Source organism: Streptomyces sp. PTY087I2, assembly GCF_001687325.1.
Lineage (GTDB): Bacteria > Actinomycetota > Actinomycetes > Streptomycetales > Streptomycetaceae > Streptomyces.
Genome location: NZ_LZRD01000026.1, coordinates 1 through 25,185, shown reverse-complemented (window position 1 = coordinate 25,185; position 25,185 = coordinate 1). Strand labels below are relative to the sequence as shown.

At 72.6% G+C, this 25,185-nt stretch carries 21 protein-coding genes; 7 read left to right on the top strand and 14 right to left on the bottom strand.

Features of this window, described 5'->3' with window-relative positions; translation table 11 throughout:
• Positions 1–69 precede the first annotated feature (69 nt).
• From A3Q37_RS26975 to A3Q37_RS26945, 7 genes are all read right to left on the bottom strand, one after another.
• Entirely contained in the window at positions 70–789 is a 720-nt protein-coding gene (locus A3Q37_RS26975; protein WP_065488224.1) for an HAD family hydrolase, read from the bottom strand.
• Positions 786–1,766: a pseudouridine-5'-phosphate glycosidase gene (locus tag A3Q37_RS26970; RefSeq protein ID WP_079138009.1), complete on the bottom strand. Its 981-nt coding sequence runs from the start codon at positions 1,764–1,766 to the stop codon at positions 786–788. Before A3Q37_RS26970 ends, A3Q37_RS26975 begins: the two co-directional genes overlap by 4 nt.
• Positions 1,767–1,843: 77 nt before the next feature.
• Positions 1,844–2,548 (bottom strand): transglutaminase family protein, encoded by a 705-nt coding sequence (locus A3Q37_RS26965; protein ID WP_065488223.1) that lies wholly within the window; start codon positions 2,546–2,548, stop codon positions 1,844–1,846.
• Positions 2,549–2,599: 51 nt separating this feature from the next.
• Positions 2,600–3,739: an acyl-CoA dehydrogenase family protein gene (locus A3Q37_RS26960; RefSeq protein WP_079138008.1), complete on the bottom strand. Its 1,140-nt coding sequence runs from the start codon at positions 3,737–3,739 to the stop codon at positions 2,600–2,602.
• 99 nt (positions 3,740–3,838) lie between these two features.
• A complete protein-coding gene (locus A3Q37_RS26955; protein ID WP_065488222.1) occupies positions 3,839–4,213 on the bottom strand; it encodes an ectoine synthase in 375 nt (124 codons plus the stop codon).
• A gap of 49 nt (positions 4,214–4,262) precedes the next feature.
• Positions 4,263–4,529 (bottom strand): phosphopantetheine-binding protein, encoded by a 267-nt coding sequence (locus A3Q37_RS26950; RefSeq protein WP_065488221.1) that lies wholly within the window; start codon positions 4,527–4,529, stop codon positions 4,263–4,265.
• Positions 4,526–5,992: an AMP-binding protein gene (locus tag A3Q37_RS26945; RefSeq protein ID WP_065488220.1), complete on the bottom strand. Its 1,467-nt coding sequence runs from the start codon at positions 5,990–5,992 to the stop codon at positions 4,526–4,528. The genes A3Q37_RS26950 and A3Q37_RS26945 overlap by 4 nt, the downstream gene beginning before the upstream one ends.
• A gap of 498 nt (positions 5,993–6,490) precedes the next feature.
• Between A3Q37_RS26945 and A3Q37_RS26940 the strand changes: the two genes are divergently transcribed.
• Positions 6,491–7,813, top strand: coding sequence for a transposase (locus A3Q37_RS26940; protein ID WP_107471598.1), 1,323 nt, complete (start codon positions 6,491–6,493; stop codon positions 7,811–7,813).
• Positions 7,814–7,905: 92 nt separating this feature from the next.
• Here the strand turns inward: A3Q37_RS26940 and A3Q37_RS26935 are convergent, their stop codons facing one another.
• Positions 7,906–9,936: a helix-turn-helix domain-containing protein gene (locus A3Q37_RS26935; RefSeq protein ID WP_065488218.1), complete on the bottom strand. Its 2,031-nt coding sequence runs from the start codon at positions 9,934–9,936 to the stop codon at positions 7,906–7,908.
• Positions 9,937–10,220: 284 nt separating this feature from the next.
• Here A3Q37_RS26935 and A3Q37_RS26930 point away from each other — a divergent pair, with 284 nt between their 5' ends.
• Positions 10,221–11,057 (top strand): methyltransferase domain-containing protein, encoded by an 837-nt coding sequence (locus A3Q37_RS26930; RefSeq protein ID WP_255311962.1) that lies wholly within the window; start codon positions 10,221–10,223, stop codon positions 11,055–11,057.
• Between the two features lie 69 nt (positions 11,058–11,126).
• The gene (pabB, locus tag A3Q37_RS26925) at positions 11,127–13,370 is read left to right on the top strand and encodes an aminodeoxychorismate synthase component I (RefSeq protein WP_079138007.1); all 2,244 of its coding nucleotides are present in this window, start codon (positions 11,127–11,129) and stop codon (positions 13,368–13,370) included.
• Positions 13,371–13,435: 65 nt separating this feature from the next.
• Here the strand turns inward: pabB and A3Q37_RS26920 are convergent, their stop codons facing one another.
• Complete coding sequence (locus A3Q37_RS26920; protein ID WP_107471597.1) at positions 13,436–14,365, bottom strand: transaldolase family protein; 930 nt, start codon at positions 14,363–14,365, stop codon at positions 13,436–13,438.
• 121 nt (positions 14,366–14,486) lie between these two features.
• Here A3Q37_RS26920 and A3Q37_RS26915 point away from each other — a divergent pair, with 121 nt between their 5' ends.
• Entirely contained in the window at positions 14,487–14,960 is a 474-nt protein-coding gene (locus tag A3Q37_RS26915; RefSeq protein ID WP_065488216.1) for a GNAT family N-acetyltransferase, read from the top strand.
• A 43-nt stretch (positions 14,961–15,003) separates the two neighbouring features.
• On the opposite strand, the gene A3Q37_RS26910 is transcribed toward A3Q37_RS26915, so the two are convergent.
• From A3Q37_RS26910 to glyA, 3 genes are all read right to left on the bottom strand, one after another.
• Complete coding sequence (locus A3Q37_RS26910) at positions 15,004–15,564, bottom strand: hypothetical protein (RefSeq protein ID WP_065488215.1); 561 nt, start codon at positions 15,562–15,564, stop codon at positions 15,004–15,006.
• Positions 15,565–15,829: 265 nt separating this feature from the next.
• On the bottom strand, positions 15,830–16,153 hold the full coding sequence (locus A3Q37_RS26905; RefSeq protein ID WP_065488214.1) for a hypothetical protein: 324 nt from the start codon (positions 16,151–16,153) through the stop codon (positions 15,830–15,832).
• A gap of 113 nt (positions 16,154–16,266) precedes the next feature.
• The gene (gene glyA / locus A3Q37_RS26900) at positions 16,267–17,556 is read right to left on the bottom strand and encodes a serine hydroxymethyltransferase (RefSeq protein ID WP_065488213.1); all 1,290 of its coding nucleotides are present in this window, start codon (positions 17,554–17,556) and stop codon (positions 16,267–16,269) included.
• Between the two features lie 291 nt (positions 17,557–17,847).
• Here glyA and A3Q37_RS26895 point away from each other — a divergent pair, with 291 nt between their 5' ends.
• Positions 17,848–19,512: a hypothetical protein gene (locus A3Q37_RS26895; protein WP_255311961.1), complete on the top strand. Its 1,665-nt coding sequence runs from the start codon at positions 17,848–17,850 to the stop codon at positions 19,510–19,512.
• Here the strand turns inward: A3Q37_RS26895 and A3Q37_RS26890 are convergent.
• Both A3Q37_RS26890 and A3Q37_RS26885 read right to left on the bottom strand, forming a co-directional pair.
• A complete protein-coding gene (locus A3Q37_RS26890; RefSeq protein ID WP_255311960.1) occupies positions 19,481–21,334 on the bottom strand; it encodes a serine/threonine-protein kinase in 1,854 nt (617 codons plus the stop codon). The two genes, A3Q37_RS26895 and A3Q37_RS26890, sit on opposite strands and share 32 nt — an antisense overlap.
• A 92-nt stretch (positions 21,335–21,426) precedes the next feature.
• Entirely contained in the window at positions 21,427–22,476 is a 1,050-nt protein-coding gene (locus A3Q37_RS26885) for a Ku protein (RefSeq protein WP_065488210.1), read from the bottom strand.
• 58 nt (positions 22,477–22,534) lie between these two features.
• On the opposite strand from A3Q37_RS26885, the gene ligD reads away from it, so the two are divergent.
• Both ligD and A3Q37_RS26875 read left to right on the top strand, forming a co-directional pair.
• A complete protein-coding gene (gene ligD / locus A3Q37_RS26880; protein ID WP_065488209.1) occupies positions 22,535–23,425 on the top strand; it encodes a non-homologous end-joining DNA ligase in 891 nt (296 codons plus the stop codon).
• Positions 23,426–23,692: 267 nt separating this feature from the next.
• A partial coding sequence (locus tag A3Q37_RS26875; RefSeq protein ID WP_065488208.1) for a PBS lyase occupies positions 23,693–25,185 on the top strand: 1,493 nt, incomplete at its 3' end.

The window sequence follows — 25,185 nt, the reverse complement described above, 5'->3', positions numbered from 1 at the left end:
GGGATTCGTGCGTGGGGGCTCGTGCGGGGGGATTCGTGCGTTCGGGGGGGGGGGGGGGGGGAGTGGCCGTCAGGCGAGCGGTACGGGCGTTGCGCGCGAGGCCGGGACCGTGGGTGGCAGGAGCTCCTGCCCCAGACTGCGGGCCAGTTCGGCGACCGTTTCCACCACCTGTCCCGCGCCGGATGCGGCCAGCTGACGCGCCGACGCTACGCCGTAGGTGACGCCGATGGCCCGCATGTCCGCGCCGACGGCCATCCGCATGTCGTCGACGGCGTCGCCGACCACCGTGCAGAGGCGGGCGGGGGTGCCGAGCCGTTCCGCCGTGAGGAGGGCCAGGTCCGGGTGCGGTTTGCCGCGCTCCGCCATGCCGTGGCAGACGATGGCGTCGAACTGGTCGACCAGGGATGCCGGTTCGAGCAGTTCCATGGCGCTGGGACGGATCTTGCTGGTGACGACGGCAGTCCGGTACCCGCTCCGGCGCAGTGTGCGGAGGAGCTCGGGGATACCGGGGAACACCAGTGCCGCGGCCTCCGGCACCACGGTCCGGCGAAACAGCTCCCGGAAGAGGGATACGGCTTCCGCCACCTGTGCGCTGCCCTCCGGGCTGCCCGTCAGGTCGGCGAAGACCGCGGTCAGCGGGCGGCCCACGGTGGCACGGACCCGCTCGTCCGGCACCTCGCCGTGGCCCGTCTCGGCCAGCACCCGGTGCAGGGTGCCCGCGATGGCTCCCGGGGTGTCCAGCAGCGTGCCGTCGAGGTCGAAGAGGATCGCGGGGCGCTCGGTGCTCACCGGGACTCCCCCGCGCGCTCGGCCAGTTCGAGGGACATCTGCGCGGCGAACTCACCGGCCAGCGTCGCGGTCGACAGCAGCACCGCGCGGTTGGCGGCGGAGGTGCGCCCCTCGGTCGCTTCGGCTATCGCCTTGAGGAGGTACGGCGTGATCGCGGGGCCGCTCACGCCCGCCGCCTCCGCCAGGGCGGTGGCGTCCGCCAGAGCCGCCTCGATGTCCGCGGTCGGGATGCCGTCCGCTTCGCTGATGGGGTGGGTGACGAGCAGGGAGGTCTCGTTGCCGATCTGCCAGTGGGTGGCCGCCACGGCGGCGATCTCGCGGAGGTCGTCGATGCGGTGCGGGTTGCGGACTCCGGTGCTCACGCTGAGGTAGGCGGGGAAGTCGTCGCAGCGGTAGCCGATGACGGGGACCCCCGCGGTCTCCAGCCATTCCAGGGTCCACGCCGGGTGCAGCATCGACTTGGCGCCGGCGCAGACCACGGCGGTGCGGCTGCGGGTGAACTGCACCAGGTCGGCGGAGATGTCGAAGCTCTGCGGGGCGTCCCGGTGGACACCGCCGATGCCCGCCACGGCGAACACCGGGATACCGGCGAGATCGGCCGCCAGCAGGGAGGAGGACACCGTCGTCCCGCCGGCGCCGCCGCCCGCCAGGGTGAGGCCCACGCCCCGGGTGCTGACCTTGGGGATGGAGGTGTCGGTGGCGAACTGCTCCAGGCGGTCCTTGTCCATCCCGACGAGGATCTTGCCGCCGAGCAGGGCGATCCGGGCGGGGACCGAGCCCGAGGTGCGAACGGCCGCGTCGATGTCGAGTGCCAGGTCGAGGTTGGCCGGAAAGGCCGGCCCCTGCGGAATGGCCGAGGACTCCAGGGCGACGACCGGCCGCCCCTCGTGCAGCGCCTCGGCCACCTCCTCGTCGAGGACCAGCAGGCCGGGGTCTGCGGCGAGAGCCCGGTGCAGGGCGGTGGTCACAGCAGTCATGACGGGACTCCTTTGGGTTACAAGTCACTTGAGTGGAAGGGGAGTTGCGTAATGCCGGGAGTGCGGGGCCGGTGGCTTCAGGCCTCGGTGGCGGCCCGGGCCTCGGCGGCCAGGGAGCCGCCCGGGACGGTCCCGGCCCCCTCCAGGAACCGGGGGTGGGACCGGCGCATGGAGTCCATGACGAACGCGTAGGGCAGGTCGTCGAAGGCGCCGTGGTCCTTCACGAACTCCATGGCCCCGCCGTCCTGGCCGTACGGGTGGTGGAGGCTGTCGGCACGCCCGTCGAACTCCAGCGCCGGCATGCCGTACAGCTTGCAGAGCAGCTTGTTGAAGACCGGGGTGGCCTTCACCCAGGCGCCCTCCAGGTGGACCTGGGTCAGGCCGTGGAAGAAGACGTCGCCGCCGATGTGGGCGAGCAGGCGGGGCGAGGCGAGGTGGTTGCGGACATCGCCGTAGACCAGCCGGGAGGGGATGCCCAGGGCTCGTACCGCCGCCGCGTACAGGGCGGACTTGTGCAGGCAGAAGCCGGACCGGGCGAGCGCGGTGCTGGAGGCCTTGAGGCCGGTGACGGACAGGTCGGCGCCGTAGACCTCGTAGTCGACGGTGTCGCGGACCGCGTAGTACAGCTTCACCGCGTTGGTGCGACGGTCGGCGGAGCGGTCGTCGACCACGTGGTCGACGAACTCCTGGACGGCGTCCGTCTCGTAGTCGAGGAAGGCGGTCGGCCGGGTGAGGTGGACGAACGGGTCGAGCGGGGCGGGCGCGGGCAGAGGGGAGGTCATGGCGGTCCCGTGGGTCGGCGGCGCGAGGCCGGGTGGCAGGGGCGGGCCGGGTCAGAGGCCGAGAAGAGCGGCGATGCGGTTGCGCTGGATCTCGCTGGTGCCGGAGTAGATCGTTCCGGCGACGGAGTTACGCAGATCGCGCTCGACGCCGTGGGCGGTGAGGACGCCGCGTCCGCCGTGGATCTGAACGGCGTCGAGGGCGGTGCGGACGTTGGCCTCGGAGACCACCGTCTTGGCGGAGGCGAGGTCGAGGGAGGCGTCCTGCCGCTCCTCCACCTTGGCGCCGGTGTCGCGCAGCCACTTGCGGGCGGTCTCGACCTCGATGCTCATGTTGGCGATCTTGTGGGACACGGCCTGGTAGCCGCCGATCGGCTTGCCGAACTGTTCGCGCTTCTTGGCGAAGGCGATCGTCTCCTCCAGGCGCCGGGTCATCTCGCCCAGGGTGATGGAGAAGGCGAACAGCACCTCGCGCTTCATCACGTGGTCCAGGACCAGGAATCCCGCCCCTTCCTTGCCGACCCGCTGGGCGACGGGAACCCGCAGGCCGCGGAAGTCCAGGGTGCCGATCGGGCTGGTGCGCAGCCCGATCTTGTCCATGGCGGGGCCCACGGTCAGGCCGGGTGTGCCCGCCTCGACGAGCAGGCAGGTGAGACCGAACGGGCCGGGGGCGCCGGTACGGACGTAGAGCAGGAACAGGCCGGCCACGGGCGCGTTGGTGATGAACATCTTGCCGCCGTCGACCACGTAGTGGTCGCCGTCCCGCACGGCGGTGGTCGCCGTGTTCATGGCGTCGGAGCCCCCGGACTCCTCGGTGATGGCGTGTGCCGTGATCGTCTCGCCGGAGAGGATGCCCGGCAGGTGGCGGCGTTTCAGCTCCTGGCTGCCGAACCGCTGGAGGGGGACGCCCACGGAGACCATCTGGGTGGAGGTGGAGAAGGAGAGACCGGAGTCGCGGGACACGTGTCCCAGGCCCTCCAGCACGCGCATGGTGTCGGTCAGCGACCTTCCGTGGCCGCCGTACTCGGTGTCGAACGGGGTGCGCAGGATGCCGGATTCGCGGACGGCGGACCACTTCTCGCGGGAGAAGACGGCCTCCCGGTCCAGCGAGTCGAGGTCGGTGTTGAGCCGCTCGGCCCACGGGGTCATCAGCGTGAGGAGATCGTCGGGCGGCGCGTTCGGGGGGCGGGGCATGGGGTTCCTTCGGCAGGAGGGGCGAGGGTCCGTCGGGGCGCACGGCACCGGGGCGCGGCGCCCCGACGGCGGGTGTCCGGGCAGGGAGGGGGGCAGGGCTCAGTACTGGGAGAAGCCGTCCTCGGAGAGCGTGTGCTTCTCGTTGCCGACGATCGGCGGGTTGAAGACCGATATGAGATGCAGGTCCTCGTCGTCGGAGGCGACCAGGTAGTGGGGATCGTGCTGGTCGAGGGCGTAGAGCATGCCGGGCAGGATCTTGTGGTGGGTGCCGTCCTTCTCGACGACCTCGCCCGAGCCGGCCACGCAGAAGCACGCCTCCAGGTGGTTGCGGTACTGGAGGGCGCTCGTGGTGCCCGCTCGTACCAGCGTGACGGCGACGGCGAAGCCCATCCTGTCCGCCTCGGTGAGCAGCCTGTGGCTGGTGCCGTTGCCCCACTGGACGGGAACGACGTCGTCGACGCTACGAATGATCATGCGGAGCTCCTTGAAAGGTGAGTAAGGGCGAGAAGGGCACCGGGTGTGGTCAGGCCGCCAGGGCGCGCGAGTTGGCGCCGATGAACGCGGTGATGGCGGCGATGCTGCGGAAGTCGTCGGGACCGAAGTCGAGGTCGTCGACCGGCAGTTCGTAGAGACGTCCGATGTGGGAGACCATCCGGACCAGCCCCAGGCTGTCGATCACTCCGGAGGCGATCAGGTCGTAGTCGTGGGTGAGGTCCTCGCCGTCCTCACCGTCGAGGAACGTGGCCACGATGTACTCGTGGATCTCGGCCGCTAGGTCGGTGCTGGTCATGCTGACTCCTTGAGACGGTCGGCCTTGATGAGGCTTCGGTCGGGCTTGCCGGTGGACGTGCGGGGCAGCGGGGCCTCGGTGACGCGCACCGAGGACGGGATGGCGTGGCGGGGCAGGTGGCGGCCGGCGTGAGCGCGCAGTCCCAGACCGGTGAGGGAGCTGGTGGGGCGGCGTACCACCTGGGCGTGCAGGCGTACTCCGGCCTGGTCGTCGGGAAGGGCGACCACCGCCGCCTCCGCGACGTCGGGGTGGGCGGCGATGACGGTCTCCACCTCCAGGAGGTTGGTGCGCACGCCGCGGATCTTGACCTGCCAGTCGGCGCGGCCCTCCAGGTACAGCAGGCCGTCCGTGCCACGGGTGACGAGGTCACCCGTGCGGTAGTAGAGGTGGCCGTCGATCTCGGTGAACGCCTTGGCGTTGAGGGAGGATTCGAGGTAGCCGCTCGTCTGGAAGGGGGTGGTGACCAGCAACTCCCCCGTGCCGGGCCCGGGGAGCCGCTTCCCTTCGGGGGTGAGCAGCTCGGCGCGTACGCCGTCGACGGGGCGGCCGATGGGCAGCCGGCCCTCCCAGGTGGCGGGTGAGAAGGGGTGGATGAAGGAGTCGTTGGTCTCCGTGCAGCCGAACACGTTGTGGAACCGCGCCCCGGGGAACGCGGCGGCCAGCGGGCGCAGCAGTTCGGGACCGAGCGCCTCGCCCGTGGTGACGACCTGGCGGACGGCGGGGAAGGCCGTGCCGTCGCCGGTCAGCAGCCGGTGCAGCAGGGGTACGCCCTGGACGAAGGTGACGCTGTGCTCGGCGACCAGGTGGCGCAGGTGGGCGCCGTCGGCGGCGCGGTCCTGGTCGACCAGGACGACCTGGGCTCCTTCGCGCAGGAACGTCCAGACGTCCAGCAGGGCGAGGTCGAAGTTGAGCGGAGCGTAGGAGAGGCTCGTGTCGTCCGCGGTGAGGCGGAAGGCACCGGTGGCCCAGTCCGCGAAGGCGGCGAAGCCGTCGAGGGGAAGGGGCACGATCTTCGGGGTGCCGGTCGAGCCCGAGGTGGTGAGCAGCAGCCGCGTGACCTCGGGGTCGGGTGTGCCGAACCGGGAGGCGTCGGCGGCGTCCTGGGCGACCGGCTCGGCCGAGACGACACCGTTGTCGGAGACGGCCAGCAGGTGGGAGGCGCGGGCCTGCCGGCACAGCCGGTCACGGGCCGCGCCGCCCAGGTCCGGGGAGGGTGCCAGCACCACCAGGCCTTCGCGGAAGGCCGCCAGCATCAGCGCGAGGGTCTCCGGTGACTTGCGGGCCGGGACGCACACGGTGTTTCCCGCCGCCGGTCCCAGCCGGCCGAGCCGGTGGCGGAACGTGCGTACGGAATCGGCCAGTTCCCGGTAGGTGACGGTACGCCGGTGGCTCACCAGCGCGACCCTGTCGGGTCTTTCCTCGCCATGGGCGAGAACAGCGTCCACGAGCTGCGGTGACGGCATGGAGGTTCCCCTGTCGGATCGGATCGCGTGGAGCGGCGGAAGCGGCGCTTCGGTGCCGGACAACGGGGCGGCTGTGCCGCGCCGCGGAGCGGGTGGGGCGGGCGTTCTCCCGTGACCGCTCCGGTGCGGTGCCGAGCGGCCGGGTCTTCGGCCCGGCGCTGCGGTGGGTTGTTCGGTCATCACCATGCGAAGCGAGCGGAAGCCCTCACAAGCGGTGTCCTGGCTTCTCGTCAGGTCCGGCGGACTCCGTCAGATACGCCGACTTCGTCAGGTCGCACGCCGGGCGGGCGCGGAGACGGCAGAGGCCCCGGGGTGGTGCCCCGACCACACCTCCGGGCCTCCAGCGGACCCGCCAGACCGGCCCGGACCGGCCCTCATGGTGGTCCGGCCACCACCCGCACGCCGGATGGGGTCGTCGTGACACCTCTGCCCACCGCCGCCGGGCGGGCAGAGTGAAGGTCATCGGAGAGGCAGCGAACAGGACAGGGCGGGAGAGGCATGAGCAGAGCAGTGTTGTCGGGCCGCACGGCCGGACCGGATCTCGGCCAGCCGGCGGCCGTGGAGCCGACGGACGCCGTCACCGAGCTGTTGGCCACGCTGATCTCTCCGGTCCTGCGCCGCAGGGACCAGCGCAGGCGGGCCGAGCAGTACGTACGGGGTCTGCTGTCGGTGGACGGCCGCAAGTCCGTGCGCAGGATCGCCAGCAGTGTCGGCGGCGGCGCGGCCGAACAGGGCCTGCACCACTTCGTCGCGCACTCCACCTGGGAGTGGAACGCCATGCGCGAGCGGCTCGCCCGTCACGTCCAGGGTGTGATGCCGCCACAGGCCTGGGTGGTGCAGCCGGTCTCCATTCCGAAGGTGGGCGTCCACTCGGTGGGCGTGCACCGCCGGTTCGTCCCTCACCTGGGTCAGGCCGACAGCGGCCAGCAGGCGTTCGGCGTCTGGTTCGCCGCGGAGGACCTGAGCGTGCCGGTCAGCTGGCGGCTGCACCTGCCGGGTGACTGGGTGCACGACGAGGAGCACAGGAGACGGGCCGACATCCCCGACTCGGTGGTCGAGGAGACGCTGGAGGAGTGCGCTTCGGCCTCGGTGCTGGGCGCCGTGCTCGGTTGGCGGGTCCCGAGGGCGCCCGTGGTGATGAGCGCCGCGGGCCCGGACGTGGGGAGCACGATGCAACGTCACCGCGCCGCCGGACAGCCGTTGTTGCTGCGGGTCTCCGGGACGACGGGGCTGACCGCGGCCGACCCGTCGATGCCCGGACACGGTGCGGGGCGGGTGAGCGCGCACCGTATCGCCGCGTCCGTACGGGCGCTGCGCCGTCCCGTCGGATGGCCGCTGCCGGGCGGCGCACCGGGCGAGACCGGCCGCTCCCTGGTGGTGGCCGCGCGCGTGGTGCTGCCCGCCCCGGGGCCGCGGGCCTCCCGCGCGGACGCCGGGCGGCCGACGGGGCTGCTGCTGGCGGAGTGGCGCGATCCCGATGGACCGCCGTCCGGGTTCTGGCTCACCGAGATGGCCGGCACCCCGGTTCCGGCGCTGGTGCGGCTGGCCAGGCTGGCCGAGCGGGTGGCCGGGGACTTCGCGACGCTGGGCGACAGGGTCGGGCTCCGGGACTTCGAGGGCCGGTCCTTCACGGGATGGCACCGCCATGTCACGCTCGCCTCGATCGCGTACGCGGCAACCGCTCTCGGCGGCCGTGCCCCGTGGTCAGGGCACGGCGGGCTCGGTGGGGCCGGTGTGCTCGACGGGCCCGGGCCGTTGGACGGGTTCGGCGCGCCGGCGGGTCCCGGTGGGGTCGAGGCGCTGTTCGCACCGACCGGCTGAGGCGAGGTCCGGATGTCCGCCGGCCCGGGGATCGCCGCCCGCCGGCCGCCGGGGGCGTACCGCGGCAGGCCGCGCCGGTGCCGTCACGGTGCTCACGGGCCCGGACGGGAGGGCGGTCCGCCGTCGGGCTCCAGGACTTGGCGGGCGCGTTGCAGACGCAGGGCGAGTTGCACCTCCAGGGCGCGGGCCGGCTCCTGCCAGTCGCTGCCAAGCAGGTACGTGATGCGTTCCAGGCGCCGTGAAACGGTGTTGGGGTGGACGTGCAGCGTCTCGGCGGCCCTGGTCGGGCTGTTGCCCGATGTGAAGTACTCCTCCAGGGTCCGGAGCAGCTCGGTCGCCTGCTGACTGTCGTAGTCCAGCACGGGGCCCAGGGTCGAGGCGATGAAGCCGCCCACGTCATGCCGGTCCGACAACAGCAGCCCCAGGAACCCGAGTTCACGCGGGGAGGCGGCGCCACCCGTGCTGCCCAGAGCGGTCAGCGCGTCCAGGCAGCGCTGGGCCTCCTCGTAGGTGCTCCGTACGGCTCCCAGAGCGGTGACCGGTCCGGCGGCTCCCGCGGTGACGGGGTGGGCGAGCACCACGGACAGTTCCCGGGACACCGTCCGCCCGGCAGCGGTGGCGTCGTCGCCCGGCACCAGCAGCACGATGTGCTCCCCGTCGACGTACTTCAGTCCCGACCGCTGGTGCACGTAGGACGAGGCCCATACGACGGCCCGGCCCTGCGCGCCGCCTTCGGGGCGGGCCACCACGACGACGTGCGGCTGGGCGAGGTTGACGCCGAGCCGGCGGGCACGGGTCGCCAGTTGCTCCGGGGAGAGCTGGGAGGCGAGCAGCTCGTGGAAGAAGTCGTCGCGGACATGTGCCTCGGCCACCACGGTGCTGCGCTGCATGAGCATGAGAACGGCGACCGTCTGGGCGGTGAGCGCCATCAGCCGTCGCCGGTCGTCCTCGACCGGCCCCTTGCGGTGGACGACGAGGGTGCCCAGATGCTCCGAGCCGCCGGTCACCGCGTGGACCCACACCTCGGTGCCGTCGTCCGCCGTGCTCTCGCAGCGGATCGGCTCCCTACGCGCGTAGGAGTCCAGGCAGGCCCGCACGAGCGTGGCCTCGTCCACGGGTAAGCGCCCGCGCCCGGCGGACGGTTCCGGCGCGGCCGATGCATCACCGCGCGCCCGGCCGGCGCCGGGCTCCGGGAATCCCGCGGTCCGCTCCAGGTCCTTGCCGACCGCGTCCCGGACCATCAGTTCCGCGTCGAGTTCGCCGGCCGCCCGCCCGAGCAGGGTGTGCAGGTCGCCTCCCTGGAGGATCAGGTCGATCAAGTCGCTGTGGATGCCGTGCAGTCGGGTGGCGGCGGCCGAGCGGCCCCAGGCCCGGCTGGTGTCCTCCGCCAGCTCGGTGGCCTCGCTCCGCGCCTGCTCCAGCAGGCTGGTCCGTTCGATGGCGACGGCCGCGAGGTCGGCCAGCGAGCTCATGAGGGATATCTCGTCGGGCACGAAGTGCCGGACGTTGCGGTCGGCGGCGTAGAGGACACCGAACGAGGAGTCCGCGTGGCGCAGCGGAACGGCCACGATGGCCCGGAGCCCTTCGACCCGCACGACGTCGTCGATGACCGCGGCGTGCTCGAAGGACTCGTCGCGTAAGTAGTCCGGGGTCCAGAAGGGGGCGGAGCCCTGCCGGGCCTGTCTGCCGACGCCGCCGTCGCTCGGCACCTCGAAACCGACGGTGATCGCCGAAGCGTTGCCGTCGGCGGCGCGTACGCGGGACAGCTCGCCGGCCGAGTCGTGCAGGCTCACCCAGGACATGTCGAGACCGAGCAGCAGCCGGGCCCGCCGGGTGATCACCTTGAGCAGGGCGTCCAGGTTGTACGGGAGCGTCAGGTCACGGGCGGTGTCCACCAGGGCGGACAGTCCCGCCTCCCGCTGCTGGCGCCGGCCGAACAACTGGCGCACGCTCAGCGCGTGGTCCTTGGCCTCGTTGAGGCGGGCGAGGGCGTCCGCCGGGACACCGTCCGCCGCGGCGCGACGTACCGGTTCCTCGAACCGCTCCGCCGGGGCCTCCTGCGCCAGCAGTTCCAGCATGCTCAGGGCGTGGCCGTCGAGCGAGTCGTCCGCATCGGGCGACATGACGTGGTCCCCTCCCAGGAGGCCGCAATTCCTCGTCAGGCACAGGCCATATCGGGCCCTTCCCCCATAGAGGCCTCGAGGAACGTAATCCACATCTCATCAGGTGGTCAACACCACTTGACCGTCGTCACCGGAGGTCACAGCGGTCACGGGTGACGAGATCACCACCCCGCCGGGCGGACGGTGTCGTCGCGTCACCTTCCGGCAGGCACCGACGGCGGACAACGCTGTGCATGCAGGCGTTGCAGAGAGTAGCGCCTTCGTCGAGGAAGAGGTGGGGTCCCGTGTCAGCCGAACCCGTCGCATCCGTCGTCTCCGCACCCCGGGCCGAGGCGCACCGGGTGCGAAGTTTCACCAGGTCCCTGGAGCGCAGCCGCCAGTCGCTGACCCGGGCCGACCGGCCCCGCACCTTCGTCCTCGGGGGCCGGGAGTGGGATCTGCTGGACGAGGTCTTCGCCCCGGTGTTCTCGCCCTCGACCGGTGTGGGCCTGGACTTCCTGGGACTCAACGACCCGCATCCGGCGGAGACGGGTTCCCCGGAGGCGGCGGTCACCACCGCCCCTGTCCCGGGCGTGTCCGGCGGGCGGGGCTCGTTCCTGGAGATCGGCTGCGGCGCCGGAGTCATCGCCGTGACCGCGGCCCTGGCGGCCCACGGTCCGGTGGTGGCGAGCGACATCAGCCCCCAGGCGGTGGAGAACACCGTGCGGAACGCCGAACGGCACGGCGTGCAGGACCGGTTGAGAGCGGTGTGCGGCGACCTGTTCGGCGGGCTGGACGACGGGGAGCGCTTCGACACGGTCTTCTGGAGCTCGAACTACGTCCTCGGCCCCGCCGACTACGTCTACGAGTCGGTCCACGAGCGCGCGTACGTCGACACCGGCTACCAGGCCCACCGGCGCTACCTGGAGGAGGCACCGCGCCGGACCACCGAGGGGGGCGCGGCCCTGCTGCACTTCAGCAGCCGGGGCGACGTCGGCCTGCTCCACCGCATCGCCGCGGAGAGCGGCCGCGAGCTGCGCACCCTCGCCGTCTGCCCCGTCCGGGAGGGCGAGTACGGCAACGACCTGGTCGAGCACATCCTGTTCCAGATCCTTCCCGCCGCGCGCCCCCGCCGCGCCTGAACCGGCGCGCCCCGGAGAGACACGCATCCCCTGTCCGCAGGCCTCGAGCGAGGGAAATCAGACACCGTCATGCGTTCGCTGCTCGTCGACAACTACGACTCCTTCACCTACAACCTCTTCCATTTCCTGGCCCGGGTGGGCGGCCAGGAGCCGGTCGTCGTCCGCAACGACGACCCGTCGTGGCATCCGTCCCTGCTGGAAGGGTTCGACAACGTCGTCATATCGCCCGGCCCCGGCCACCCCGCTCGCTCCGCCGACTTCGGCATCTCCGCGGAGATCATCGACCGTTCTCCCCTTCCGCTGCTGGGGATCTGCCTGGGGCACCAGGGCCTCGGCCTCTCCCGGGGAGCGCGCGTGAGCAGGGCCCCGGAACCCCGGCACGGCCGCACCTCGTCCGTACTGCACGAGTCGCAGGGCCTGTTCGCCGGGCTGCCGTCCCCGTTCGAGGCGGTGCGCTACCACTCGCTGACTGTCACCGACCTGCCCGAGGAGCTGGAGGTCACGGCGTGGACGCCGGACGGTGTGGTGATGGGACTGCGCCACCGGGACCGCCCGCAGTGGGGGGTGCAGTTCCACCCGGAGTCGATACGCACCCGGTACGGTCATGAACTGCTCGCCAACTTCGACCGCTTGACCCGGGACCACCCGAGCCGTACCCGCGCGAGGGTCCTCCTGCACGGCGCGGCCCCGGCGCCCGTCGCCCGCCAGGACCCGGCCGAACCGCGCCCCCTCCCGCCCCTCCCCCGGCGCTCCCTGCGGGTACTGACCGCGGAGGTGCCGACAGGCTGCGACGACGAGACGGTCTACGACCGGCTGTTCCGCGGCGGCGACCACGCGTTCTGGCTGGACAGCAGCCGCCACGACGGCGGCAGCAGCGGCCGGTTCTCGATCATGGGCGACGCCTCGGGTCCGCTCGCCAGGGTGGCGACCGCCGACGTGTCCGCCGGAACGGTCACCGTACGGTCGAACGGTCCGGGATCGCCGGAGACCGTCCGCAGCGGCTTTCTCGCGTGGCTGGACCGTGACTGCGCCGCGCTCGACACCGACGTACCGTCGCTGCCCTGCGACTTCGCCCTGGGCTGGACGGGCTACCTCGGTTACGAGCTGAAGGCCGAGTGCGGCGGCGACGCCGTCCACCGCTCCGAGGAACCGGACGCCGTCATGGTCTTCGCGGACCGCGCCCTGGTCGTCGACCACCTCACCGGCACCACCCATCTGCTCGCGCTCGCCGAGCCCGGCACCGGACGCGAGGAGGACGGGGAGGAGGCCGCCCGCGCCTGGCTGGAGCAGACCCGCTCCCGGCTCTCGGCTCTGTCCGGGGCGGCCCCGGCACCTCCCCCCGCCGCTCCCGCCGGCTCCGCGGAGATCCGGCTGCGTCACGGCCGCGCCGCCTATCTCGACCTGATCGCCACGTGCCACGAGGAGATCGCGGCCGGCGAGAGCTACGAGATCTGCCTGACCAACATGGCCGAGGCCGACGGCACCGTCGATCCGTGGGAGGCGTACCGTCTCCTGCGCCGCACCAGCCCCGCCCCGTTCGGCGCCCTGCTGGGCTTCGGGGACGTGTCGGTGCTCTCCACCTCGCCCGAGCGGTTCCTGCGCATCTCCGCGGAGGGCCTGATCGAGTCCAGCCCGATCAAGGGCACCCGCCCGCGCGGCACCACCCCCGCCGAGGACGCCGCCCTCGCCGCGAGCCTGCTCACCGACGAGAAGGACCTGGCCGAGAACCTGATGATCGTGGATCTCGTACGCAACGATCTCGGCCGGTGCGCGGAGGTCGGCTCCGTCCGGGCCGACGACATCTTCCGGGTGGAGACGTACGCGACCGTCCACCAGCTCGTCAGTACCGTGACCGCCCGCCTCCGCCCGGACAGCACCCCCGTGCGATGCCTGCGCGCGGCCTTCCCCGGCGGCTCCATGACGGGCGCGCCCAAGGTCCGCACCATGCGGATCATCGACCGTCTCGAAGGCGGCCCGCGCGGGGTGTACTCCGGGGCGATCGGCTATGTGTCGCTCTCCGGCGCGGCCGACTTCAGCATCGTCATCCGTACGGCTGTGGTCACGCCCGGCCGGGTGCGGTACGGGGTGGGCGGGGCGATCGTGGCGCTCTCGGACGCGGCGGCGGAGTTCGAGGAGACGGCGGTCAAGGCCGCCCCTCTCCTCGCCCTGACCGGCGCGGCCTTCCCGGAGCGCGCATCCCTGTCAGCGCAGACCGCCGGGGAGCCGGCGCCCGTGCCGGAGCGGCACGCGCCCGCGCCGCCCGCCAAGGAACTGCCGCCCGTGCCGGAGCGGCACGCGGTGCCCGCCCGTTAACGATGGCGGCGCAGCAACTCCGCGGTGCCCGCCTGTTAGGGCGTGTCCGGCGGGCGCGGACCCGGTCAAGATCCGCCGGACACGCCCCGTCGGTGGCGGCGCAGCAGTTCCGCGCCGACCGCCGCCACCTGGACGCCCTGCCCGGCCAGGGCGTCCAGGGCACGGGCGGCCGGAGCGTCACAGCCCAGCAGGGTGTCTCCGCGCAGACCGCCCTCGACGGCCGCCGTCTCGGCCGTCTCCGCGGTGAGCGCGTGCGCGGTGTTCCAGCCGACCAGCGCCGGGATGTGCCCGGAGCCCGTATCCGTCCACACGAGCTTCGGCAGGCGGGCCCCCGCCCCGCTCAGGGCCCGCCACCGCTCCCCCGCCAGCCGTTTCTCCCTCAGCCGGTAGATCAGCTGGGCGGTGGCGGGCCCCGCCGTACCGTGCAGGGCGTGCGGCCCCCCGCCCGCCAGCCGCGTGAGCCGTACGTCGACCTCGGCGTCGAGGACCCCGACGGCGCACGAGGCGGCCACCGCCAGCGCGCCCGGGTCGACGCCGCCCGACAACGCCGTCTCCAGGCCCGCGAGTTGGGCGTCGAGCACCTCTGCGTACTGCTCGACCGTGTAGCAGGGCGAGGAGTCGACCGAGATGCCTTCCTCCAGGCATCCGGCCAGCGCCCGGATCCCGGTACCGTCAGCCGGCAGGCCCACCAGCAGATTCGGCCGGTCGACCCCGCCGCGCAGGACCCGGGCCGACGCCATCCAGTCGCCCGCCGACGCCTCGCGGCCGCCGGTCGGCGCCCCCGCCGGCATGCTCACGAATCCGTCGACGTCGCGCAGCACGTCGCAGGCGGCCCGCACCGCGGCGAGTGGCGCGCTGGGCGACATGCGCATGCCCCGCCACCCCTGCCGGGCGACCTCGGGGCCGGGAGGACGCGTGTCGTTCCAGACCAACCAGGGGTACACCCCCTCCGCGGCGAGGTCGGCGAGCACGCGACCGGCTTCAGCACTGATCATTCCTCGAGGCTAGGGACGGGACGCGGGAGGCGACACACTCCGTACCCGACGACGTCACGTCCCCGCCGACTTCGTCAACTCCCGTTCGTCGACTCCCGAAAAGAAGGGGGAGAATCGTCGCATGCACATCGAACCCGTCGCCTGGGACCACCCCGACGCCGTGATGCTGCGCGCCCGGCAGCGCGCCGAGATGGCCGAGCGGTACGGGACCCCCGACAGTGAGTCGGGCAGCGCGCCTTCCGCGTCGGACATCGCGGTGTTCGTCGTGGCCCGGGCGGCCGACGGGACCCCCGTCGGCTGCGGCGGGCTGCGCGCCCTGGACACGGAGTCGGGCGAGGTCAAGCGGATGTTCGTGGTGCCGGACCGGCGCGGCACCGGTGTGGCTGCCGCCGTCCTGACGGCGCTGGAGCAGTGGGCACAGGCCAGGGGCTGGACCCGGCTGCGGCTGGAAACCGGCCCCGCGCAGCCCGACGCCGTCCGCTTCTACACCCGCTCCGGGTACCGGCGGATCCCCAACTTCGGTGCGTACGCGCGGGTGCCGGACTCCCTCTGCTTCGAGCGCCTGCTCCCACCGGCATCCGTACCTGCCTCGTGAGGGCGGACCGAACGCGGCCCGGCTCGCCCTCACCAAGGGGTGGTCAGTACTTGCCGTCGACCGGGATCCAGCCGGACCAGGACTCGGGCTGATAGAACTTGCCGGTGTCGCCGTCGTAGCGCAGGACGCGCAGGCGTACGTTGCCGGTCTCGCGGTAGTCCTTGTTGCAGGTCGCCCAGGTGTTCACGCCGAGCTTGTTGACGCAGACCTCCTCGGCACGCCCGTAGTCGGTGTAGACCCCGACGGCCGCAGACATGCCGTCCTTCTTGGTGTCGCCCGCCCAGACGATGTCACCGTTGTGCTGGAAACACCCGCTGGAGCCGTAGGCGGCGGTCGCGCCCAGGCAGGTGTTCGACGGCGGGGCGGCCTTGGCGGCCATCGCGCCCGCCGGTCCCGTCGTCTCGTCCTCGTCCACCGGGAAGGGGATCTCCGTGCCGGGTTCCGTGGCGATGCCTTCGACGATCTTCACGTCGGCGGGCAGCTGGACTTCCACAGGGGTCTCCGGGGCGTCGTCGGCGAGCGCCGGCGTCGCGGTGACGGCCGAGAGGGCGAGTGCCGACGCCCCGGCGAGCACGCTCAACTTCGAGCGCCAGTTTTCACGCATGCTTCACTACCCCCGCGCCTGATCTCAGTGGCGAGATCATCAATTATCAAATGTGAACAGGATGTGAGACTAAGAGATCGCTGTGACGGAAGGAAGGGGTCCCTGTGACGCGAGTGATTCATGGTGCCCCTGATCCGGCGGTTCGCAGGGGCGCAGCAGACGGTGCGACACACAGAAAAGGCAGAGAAGGCAGAAAAGGAGGGCGGGCACACCGCTGTGTGCCCGCCCTCCTGCTCCGGCTCTCACCCACTGACGGGCTGAACGCCTACGGCAAAGTGGGCGGCCCGGAGGCCCGCTCCCCCTCGGTGACTTCGGCGAACGAGGGGTCGACGGCGCACTCCGCCGGAATGTCAGCGGCGGAACGCGCGCACTTCTCCGGACCCGCCACACTCTGCCCGTTCAACTCGGGCGCACCCGTCTGACGCTCGCCCGTCTCCATCTTCTCCGCCAGCCCCTCCACGGACGCCGGCCCGGTGCGGGTGGTGGACCGCTCGGCGTCCGCGGTGTCCGGCGAGGACGAACAGGCCGCGAGACCCGCCGTGGCGCACAGGACGAGGGCGGCCGAGGCCGCGGCGGTACGAAGTCGCATGGAAGTCCCCCCTACGCGGATGCCCGGACACCCGGGCATCAGTCGACCAACGGTGCCACAGAGGGGAGTTGGAGCGGCGGAGATCAGGTGAAGAAGGCGCGCAGAGTGCCTCGTCAGCCGACCGGCAGCCCCGGTGCCGGACAGGCGTCCATCAGCTCCTTCACCTCTTCGCGTACCTTCCTGATCGCTGCCTCGTCGCCCGTGCGTGCCGCCTCGACCGCTGTGGTGATCCAGGTGGCGACCGTGCCCATCGCGGAGGCGGGGACGCCCCGGGACGTGAGGGCCGGGGTGCCGATGCGGATGCCGGAGGGGTCGAAGGGCTTGCGGGGGTCGTAGGGGACGGTGTTGTAGTTGACGACGATGCCCGCGCGGTCGAGGGCCTTGGCCGCGGTCTTGCCGGGGACGTCCTTGTTCGTGAGGTCGATCAGCAGCAGGTGGTTGTCGGTGCCGCCGGAGACCAGGTCGAAGCCGCGGGCCGCCAACTCCTCCCCCAGGGCACGGGCGTTGGCCACGACCTGGTGGGCGTAGGAGCAGAAGCCGGCGGTGGCGGCCTCGCCGAGGGCGACCGCGATGGCGGCCGTGGTCTGGTTGTGCGGGCCGCCCTGGAGGCCGGGGAAGACCGCGCGGTCGATGGCGCGGGCGTGTTCGGCGGTGGAGAGCAGCATCGCGCCACGCGGGCCGCGCAGGGTCTTGTGGGTGGTGGTGGAGACGACGTCGGCATGACCGGCGGGCGAGGGGTGTGCGCCGCCCGCGATCAGGCCGGCGATGTGTGCGATGTCCGCGACCAGGACGGCGCCCGCCTCCCGGGCGATCTCCGCGAAGCCCGCGAAGTCGATCGTGCGGGGAACGGCCGTACCGCCGCAGAAGATGAGCCTGGGCCGTTCGGCGAGGGCCAGGTCGCGGACCTCGTCCAGGTCGATCCGGCCGGTGTCGCGGCGGACCCCGTACCGGACGCCGCGGAACCAGCGGCCGGTGGCCGAGACGTCCCAGCCGTGCGTGAGGTGGCCGCCCATCGGGAGGGACATCCCGAGGACGGTGTCCCCGGGCTGGAGGAAGGCCAGGTAGGCGGCGAGGTTGGCCGGGGAGCCGGAGTACGGCTGGACGTTGACGTGATCCATCCCGAAGAGGGCCTGGGCGCGGCGGATCGCCAGTGTCTCGACCTGGTCGATGATCTGCTGGCCCTCGTAGTACCGCTTGCCGGGGTAGCCCTCGGAGTACTTGTTCTGGAGCACGGTGCCCGAGGCTTCGAGCACGGCGGCGGAGACGTAGTTCTCGCTGGGGATCAGGCGCAGGGTGTCGGCCTGGAGCCGCTCCTCCGCGCCGATCAGGGCGGCCAGTTCCGGGTCGGATACGGCCAGGGCGGGGTGCGCCGGCGTGGTGGCGGTGGTGGGCTGCGTGGTCATGGAAGGCGTCCTTCCGGGTCGGCCGCTGTACGCGGCATGGACCCGGATGCCCAGGCGGACGGCTCTCCGGAGATGACGCCCCGGGCCCGCCCGGGGTGTGCCGCTTCCTCGTGGTCGGTTCCACGGAGCACCCCTGTCGGGGCGCGCGCCAGTCGCGGCGTTCGTCAGTTTAGGGGGTGGGGCGTGGCGGCGGTGGTCCGGCGTACGAAGAGGCTGCCGCGGTCGTGCGTGACCGGTGGCGGAACGGGGCAGATTCCCGGGGACCTTTCGGCTCGGCGGTGGGGGACCGTTATGGAGTCCGGTGATCGTTACGGCGTTGCGGGGTACGGAGCCGGGGGCGACGGGGCCGTGCCCCCTCCGCCCTATCACCCGCCGTCCGTCGGGCCGCCGCCGCCCGGTGCGTCGTTGCGGGCCGTCGCCGTCGCGTTGCTCAACTTGACCGGGCTCGGGCTCGGTTACGCCCTGGTGGGGCGGTGGGGGCGGGCCGTGGTGTGCTGGGTGGCCACGGCGGTGCTGTTGTGGGTGGCGTTGCCCGCCGATCCGGACGGGGTGCCCGCGGGTGTGCTCGTCGGGTATCTGCTCGTCCTCGTGGCCGCCGCCGTCGACGGGGGGCGGATCGCCCGGCGTTCGGCGGTGGGCGGGGCGTGGCGGCCCGGGCTGGCGGTCGGGCTTGGTGTGGCGCTGCTGGCCGTGCCGGCCGGTGGGGCCGTGGTGTACGGCTCCGCGCGGGACGAGGCGCGGGAGCAGATGCTGCTGGAGCGGCTGGAGGCCGGGGACGAGCGGGTCGCCACCGCGTCGCGGCAGGACTTCGGGGAGGCGAAGGACGAGTACGGGAAGGCCCTCGGCGTCTATCGCGCGCTCGGCGAGGACCACCCCGGCTCCCGGGCCGCGAAGCTCGTACCGGACCGGCTGAAGGCGTACTACGACGCCGTCTCCGCCCCGTACGCGAAGAAGCGGCACTGCGAGGCCGTCGCGCCGTTGACGTATCTGCGGACCCTGCCGGACTCGGTGGACAAGAAGCTGCTGGGTGATCTGGCCGCCTGGCCCGACACCCCGCTCGCCGAGTCGCTGTACGCGTGCGGTGTCTCGCGTCTGGGTGGGGCGGGGGGTGCCGGCGGCAGTGGTGGTGATGGCGGGGCCGAGCTGGGGCAGTTGTTGCGTACGTTTCCCGAGTCCGCCTCCGCGCGGCAGGTCGCGCCCGCGATCGACGAGCGGATCAAGGACCAGGTCGCGGCCTTGAAAGGCGCCGATCCATGTGCGGCCACCCAGGTACTGCGCGACCTCGGCGCCACCGCCTCCCGGCTTCCCGACGACAGCGTGAAGAAGCTGCGCGCCGATGCCGACAAGGGTGTCGTGGACGGGGTGTACGCCTGCGGGGTCGACCAGTTCAAGGACGAGAAGTTCGGCGCCGCACGCACGACGCTGACCGATTTCGCGCGGACGTACAAGAGCGACAGGCGGGCGGGGCAGGCGCGGAACATCGCGATAGCCGCGGAGATAGCCGACGACCGGCCGGCCGCGGGCAAGCGGCTGCCGCCGTCGAAGCGGCCCGGCGGCGCCCGGATGGAGCTGGTCATCAGCAATGACGCGCCGAACACGGTCGAGGTCCTCTACACCGGTCCGGTCACCGGCACCGTCACGCTGAGGGCCTGCGCCGGCTGCCAGCGGTACAGCGCTTCCGAAGGCCCGCGGCGAGCCTGCAAGGCGAGCGGCAGGAGCTACCCGAAGGCCCGGCTCCAACTCCCCGCCGGGGAGTACCACTTCCTCTACAAGCACGGCACGGGCGCGACCGCCCGCGTGGACAGCTACTCCTCCGGGACGAGGGTCCAGCCGGGCTACACCTACACCAGTTGCACGTACGTCATCGAGCGGAGCCCGTTCGACCTGAATCTGCCGTTGCTCCCCGACCCGATCCAGCCGGTCCTCAGCCCTTGGGGCGCGGGTTCCTCTCGATGACCCGGCCGTCCAGTTCGGCGGTGAGGAAGGCGCCGCCGTGCGAGTCGGAGACGTACACGCGCAGCACCGGGCGGTCGTCGTGGAAGGGCGACGCGGGATCCACGATCACGTAACTGCTCTCCGGGTTCTCGACGTTGAGCGTCTTCTCCGCCGTCTTCAGCAGGGCGGGCAGCGCGTCCCAGTCGACGGAGTTCAGGTCGACCGTCGTGGCCCCGGACATCAGGGTGCCGCCCATGTCGTCGTTCTTCGCCCGGCCGTCGCGGTAGCTGAAGCGGTCGTACAGCGCGGCGTTGGACTTCAGCGGCGCCTCGGCGGAGGCGTGTTCGCCGTAGAGGGTGAAGTCGGTGACCTTCGTTCCGCCCATGAGCGGCTTCAGCGCCTTGATCGCGGCCCGTACCCCGTCCGGGGTCAGAAGGTTCACCGGCTCCGCCTCCGCCTCCGATACGTCCTTCTCGTCGGATCCGTCGGCGATCGGGGTCGGCGCCGAGGCCGAGACCTGTGGTGCGCTCGCCCGGTCGCGCGGGCGGTCGTCGCTGTCGGAGCCCTTGGAGGAGAAGGCTCCGGTCGTCCAGAGGATGGTGCCCGCGATCACCACGGCCGAGACGACGGACGACGCGGCGCTGATCCTCCAGACCCGGCGCTCGATCCGGCGGCCACGCTCCCGCTCGGCGTCGTCGGAAGCGGGGGGCGGGGTGGCGTAACCCGTCGGAACGCGGTCTTCCGGCCCGCCGGGCGTCGGAGGCTTTCGGTCGGATGCGGGTGACCCGAAGGGTGCGTAGGGCGTGGCGGGTGCGGAGGGTGCCGTCTCGGGCCTCGGTCTCGGCGGTGGCGTGGCGGACGGCTGTGTGGGCGCTGCGTGTACGGACCCGGGGTGTACGGATCCGGCGTGTGCGGGGCCCTGGCCTGCGGAGGCCGGGTGCGCGGAGGCGGGGCGTTCCCGTACCGGCTCCGTGGGGGTCGGGGGCGGGGGCGTGCTCGTGCCGCCCCGTGCGGCCTCGGCCAGCAGCCGGTCCAGGGTCTCCGCGTCCGGGCGGTCCGGGATGTCCCGCGTGAGGAGCGCGCTCAGCACCGGGGCGAGGGCCCCGGCCCGTACCGGCGGTGGGATCTCCTCGTCGAGCACGGCGGCCAGCGTGGCCAGGGTGGTGGCCCGGCGCAGCGGGTGGCGGCCCTCGACGGCGACGTACAGCATCATGCCGAGCGACCAGAGGTCGGAGGACGGGTCGCCCTCCGTGCCCCGGATGCGCTCGGGGGCTATGTAGTCGGGCGAGCCGATGAGGGCGCCCGTCATGGTGAGGCTGGTCGACTCGCGGATGGCGGCGATACCGAAGTCCGTGAGGACGGGGCGGCCGTCGGTGCGCAGCAGGACGTTGGCGGGCTTGACGTCACGGTGCTGGATTCCGGCCGCGTGGGCGGCGCGGAGGGCGGAGAGGATGCCGCGCCCCAGCTCGGCGGCGTCGGCGGGGGCCATGGGGCCGGTGGCGAGCCGGTCGTGCAGGGAGGAGCCGGCCACCAGCTCCATCACGATCCACGGGTAGCCGTCCTCGCCGGGGTCGACGATGTGGTGGACGGTGACCACGTTGGGGTGGTCGACCCGGGCCAGGGCACGGGCCTCGCGCAGGACCCGGGCGCGCAGGGTGCGAGCGCCCTCGGGGTCGTACTCCGCGAGCGCCGGGTCCGGGGGCCGTACCTCCTTGAGCGCGACATCGCGGTGGAGCGCCTCGTCGCGGGCCCGCCAGACCATGCCCATGCCGCCGCTGCCGAGCCGCTCGACCAGCGTGAAACGGCCGTCGATCACCCGTCCCGAGGGGACCTCTTCGCTCATGGGCCGTAGCGTACGGGGGACGTCGGACAGCGGGGAGCCGGGGCGGGGTCCGGGGGGTCCGGGGGGCGGGGTCCGGGGGGGCGCCAGCCCTGTCAGGCCGAGGTGCGTTTGCGGGATGACGGCGTCTTCTTCGTCGTCCCACTGCCGCCGCTCGACGACGTCTGCTTCTTCGCCGCCGTCTTCTTCGCGGTGGTCTTCTTCGCCGTCGACGTGGACTTCTTCGCGCCGGTGGACTTGGGGGTGGACTTCTTCGCTGCCGCGGTGCTCTTCTTCGTGGACCGTGTGGACGACTTCCCCGACGTCTTCTTGATGGGGTGTACGTCGGCCATCTCGCCGTCGCCCTCGCCGTCGCCCTCCTCCTCGCCCCGGGACTTCTTCGCCGCCTGCACGCTGTTCTCCAGGGCCGCGATCAGGTCGATGACCTTGCCGCCGCCCGCGTCCCCGGACTCGGCCGGGCGCACGGCCTCGCCGGAGGCCTTCGCGGCGATGAGTTCCTCCACCGCCTCCCGGTAGTCGTCGTGGAGGCTGTCCATGTCGACCTCGCCGAGGGTGTCCATCAGGGCGTCCGCCAGGTCGAGTTCGGCGTCGCGGACCGTGACGTCGCCCTCCGGCGCGACGCCCTCGGGGGCGCGGATCTCGTCGGGCCAGAGCAGTCCGTGCATGGCGATCACGTCGTCCACGACGCGGAGCATGCCGAGCCGTTCGCGGCCGCGCAGGGCGTACTTGGCGACGGCGACCTTGTTGCTGCGCTTGAGGGCCTCGCGGAGCAGGGTGTACGGCTTCGCGGCAGGCACGCCGTTGGCGGAGAGGTAGTACGCCGCGTCCATCTGGAGCGGGTCGATCTGGTCCGCGGGCACGAAGGCGACGATCTCGATGGTCTTCGCGGTGGGCAGCGGGAGCTGGGCGAGATCCTCGTCGGTGATCGGGATCATCGTGCCGTCGGCGTCCTCGTACGCCTTGCCGATCTCGCCGCCCGAGACCTCTTCCTCGTCCAGTTCACAGACCTTGCGGTACCGGATCCGGCCACCGTCGGCGAGGTGGATCTGCCGGAAGTGGATCGAGTGGTTCTCGGTGGCGTTGACCAGCTTGATCGGGATGCTGACCAGCCCGAAGGAGATCGCGCCGTTCCATATGGACCTCACCGTTCACCCCTTTTGACCGCTAAGCACGCTTTGGAGGGTTTCGTGTGACTCTTATCGTATGACGCCGATCACCGAGGTGGAGGGGCGACGGGTCTCGCTCAGCAATCTCGACAAGGTCCTGTATCCGGCCACGGGGACGACCAAGGGCGAGGTGCTGCACTACTACGCGGCCACCGTGGGCAGCGTGATCCTGCCCCAGCTGGCCGACCGTCCCGTGTCCTTCCTGCGGTATCCGGACGGGCCGGGCGGTCAGCTCTTCTTCACCAAGAATCCGCCACCCGGTACACCCGCCTGGGTGGAGACCGCCCCCGTCCCCCACAGCGAGGACCAGGGTGCCCGGCAGGTCGTCGTGGGCGATCTGGCCTCGTTGATGTGGGCGGCGAACCTGGTGGTGGAGTTCCACACGCCGCAGTGGCGCACCGAGGCGCCGGGGGTCGCCGACCGGATGGTCTTCGACCTGGATCCCGGCTCGCCCGCGACCGTCGTGGAATGCTGCGCGGTAGCGCTCTGGCTGCGGGAACGGCTCGCGGCGGACGGGCTGGCGACGTACGGGAAGACGTCCGGGTCCAAGGGGCTGCATCTGCTGGTCCCGCTGGAGCCCACGCCGTCCGGCGAGGTGTCGGCGTACGCGAAGCGGCTGGCCATGGAGGCGGAGGAGGCCCTTCCGGCGCTGGCCCTGCACCGGATGAAGCGCGCCCTGCGGCCGGGCAAGGTGTTCGTCGACTTCAGCCAGAACTCCGCGTCGAAGACCACCGCCACGCCCTACACCCTGCGCGCCCGCCCCGAGCCCACGGTCTCGGCCCCCGTGACCTGGGACGAGATCACGGGGTGCCGGGAGGCCGGGGCGCTGGTGTTCCGCGCCGGGGACATGGCCGCCCGGCTGGACCGGCACGGCGATCTGCTCGCGCCGCTGAACGACCCGGAACAGGCGCGTCCGCTGCCCGCGTGACACTCCGAGGCCCGCTCAAAGCTCCGGGCTCGCCGGGGTCTTTCACCGCGACCTCACAGCGACCTCACAGCCGGATCGTCTTGACCCGGTCATGACCTGGTTACGGGCGCGAGGAAAGGCCACAAGTGGCGGGTGGATTGTCGGAGCCGTGGTGCACACTCTGCGCAGGCGCTTTCTACGGGGCGCGCCGGGAGGGGTGTGACGGGCCGGGTGCGCCATGCGGTGCGCCGGGTCCGGGCGCTGTCGTGATCGTGGGGAGGGGATGGCGTGTTCTCGGGGATCGACGAGGTCGACTGGGCCTCGATGGAGCATGCCTACGGGCCGGCCGACGACGTACCGGAGCTCCTGCGGGGGCTCGCGTCGGACGATCCGGCGGAGCGGGAGGCCGCGCTCGACGGCATGTACGGGGCGGTGCACCACCAGGGCGATGTGTACGCGTGCACGCTCGCGTGCATCCCGTTCCTGTTCGAGCTGGTCGTGGATCCGGGGGTGCAGGACCGGGGCGGCGTCGTCGAACTGCTCACCAGCATCGGCGGTTTCGACCTCGACGAGGACGACGAGGCGGAGATCGACGAGGACGAGATCGAGGGCGCCGCGAACTACGCGATGGCGGCGGCCGCGGTGACCGCGGGCGCCGGGGTGTTCTTCGAGCTGATCGCCGACGAGGACCCAGGGGTGCGGCTGGCGGCCCCGCTGGCGCTGGCCACGTTGCACCGGCACCCGGTGCGGGTGCTCGCGCTGCTGCGGGAGCGGCTGCCGGTGGAGCCCGACGAGGAGGTGCGGCTCGCCCTCGTGGAGGCGGCCGGGCGGGTCGCCCTGCGGCACCGGCCGCTGGCGGACCGGGTCGGGAAGTGGCTGGGCCTGCTGGCGTCCCGGGCCGACACCCCGGGACTGCGGCTCGCGGCCCTGGCCCAGCTGGCGCGCTGCTCCCCCGACGGGCTGCCGGGCGATGTGGTGCCGGTGGTCTCGGGGCTGCTGCGCGAGATGCGGTCGGTGCCGGCGGAGTCCGCCGGCCCGGAGGAGCGCGCCGCTCCGGGAGCGGGTGCCTCTCCCGGGGGGATCGCCGCGCGGGACGACGACGAACCGGAGCCCGTGGAGCCCGAACCCGTCGCCCCCGCGGAGGCCGCGCGGGGTGAGCACGTCGTGACGCCGACGCTCGTCGGGCAGTTGCGGTCGGCGGCCGCCCAGGAGAACGCCGGGCGCGGCGCCCCCTGGGCCGCGGATCTGCTGCGCACCCTGCACGTCGGCCTCGACGACCGGGTGGGCGACCGCACCGCGCTGCTCGCCGACCAGTTGCGCAGCCCCGACCGCCGTCAGCGCATCGACGCCGTACGGATGAGCGGCGGGCTCATACGGGCCTGGCGCGGCCCCTACGAGGAGCTGGTGGTGCTCGTCGGCGAGCAGCTGGCCGATCCCGAGCCCCGGCTCGCCGAGGCCGCGTCCCATGTGCTGGAGGAGCTGTTCGGGCTCGCCGCGCCCGCCGCGGACGCCCTGGCCGCCCGGCTGGCCGACGATCCCGGGGGCTGGGTGAGGACCTGGGCCAGCGGGCCGCCCGGGCTCGGCTCCACCGTGAAGGCCCTGGCCCGCCTCGGCGACGCCCGTGCCGTGCCCGCGCTCGCGGCGGCGCTGGAGCGGGAGCAGGTGGCGCACGATGTGGGGTTCGCCGTGGGGCACCTGGGGGCGGCGGCCCGGCCGCGCGCCGGGGCGCTGCGGCGCAGGCTCGCGGAAGTGGAGCTGGACGAGGGCGCCTACGACCGGGC

What these genes read in the sequence shown, in the direction of transcription:
- A3Q37_RS26940 (WP_107471598.1), top strand. Translation starts at nt 6,491, where the DNA reads ATGAGCAGAGCAGTGTTGTCGGGCCGCACGGCCGGACCGGATCTCGGC.
- A3Q37_RS26960 (WP_079138008.1), bottom strand. Translation starts at nt 3,739, where the DNA reads ATGCCCCGCCCCCCGAACGCGCCGCCCGACGATCTCCTCACGCTGATG.
- A3Q37_RS26950 (WP_065488221.1), bottom strand. Translation starts at nt 4,529, where the DNA reads ATGACCAGCACCGACCTAGCGGCCGAGATCCACGAGTACATCGTGGCC.
- A3Q37_RS26905 (WP_065488214.1), bottom strand. Translation starts at nt 16,153, where the DNA reads ATGCGACTTCGTACCGCCGCGGCCTCGGCCGCCCTCGTCCTGTGCGCC.
- A3Q37_RS26890 (WP_255311960.1), bottom strand. Translation starts at nt 21,334, where the DNA reads ATGAGCGAAGAGGTCCCCTCGGGACGGGTGATCGACGGCCGTTTCACG.
- A3Q37_RS26910 (WP_065488215.1), bottom strand. Translation starts at nt 15,564, where the DNA reads ATGCGTGAAAACTGGCGCTCGAAGTTGAGCGTGCTCGCCGGGGCGTCG.
- A3Q37_RS26955 (WP_065488222.1), bottom strand. Translation starts at nt 4,213, where the DNA reads ATGATCATTCGTAGCGTCGACGACGTCGTTCCCGTCCAGTGGGGCAAC.
- A3Q37_RS26895 (WP_255311961.1), top strand. Translation starts at nt 17,848, where the DNA reads ATGGAGTCCGGTGATCGTTACGGCGTTGCGGGGTACGGAGCCGGGGGC.
- A3Q37_RS26935 (WP_065488218.1), bottom strand. Translation starts at nt 9,936, where the DNA reads ATGTCGCCCGATGCGGACGACTCGCTCGACGGCCACGCCCTGAGCATG.
- A3Q37_RS26970 (WP_079138009.1), bottom strand. Translation starts at nt 1,766, where the DNA reads ATGACTGCTGTGACCACCGCCCTGCACCGGGCTCTCGCCGCAGACCCC.
- A3Q37_RS26915 (WP_065488216.1), top strand. Translation starts at nt 14,487, where the DNA reads ATGCACATCGAACCCGTCGCCTGGGACCACCCCGACGCCGTGATGCTG.
- A3Q37_RS26965 (WP_065488223.1), bottom strand. Translation starts at nt 2,548, where the DNA reads ATGACCTCCCCTCTGCCCGCGCCCGCCCCGCTCGACCCGTTCGTCCAC.
- A3Q37_RS26945 (WP_065488220.1), bottom strand. Translation starts at nt 5,992, where the DNA reads ATGCCGTCACCGCAGCTCGTGGACGCTGTTCTCGCCCATGGCGAGGAA.
- ligD (WP_065488209.1), top strand. Translation starts at nt 22,535, where the DNA reads ATGACGCCGATCACCGAGGTGGAGGGGCGACGGGTCTCGCTCAGCAAT.
- A3Q37_RS26920 (WP_107471597.1), bottom strand. Translation starts at nt 14,365, where the DNA reads ATGATCAGTGCTGAAGCCGGTCGCGTGCTCGCCGACCTCGCCGCGGAG.
- pabB (WP_079138007.1), top strand. Translation starts at nt 11,127, where the DNA reads ATGCGTTCGCTGCTCGTCGACAACTACGACTCCTTCACCTACAACCTC.
- glyA (WP_065488213.1), bottom strand. Translation starts at nt 17,556, where the DNA reads ATGACCACGCAGCCCACCACCGCCACCACGCCGGCGCACCCCGCCCTG.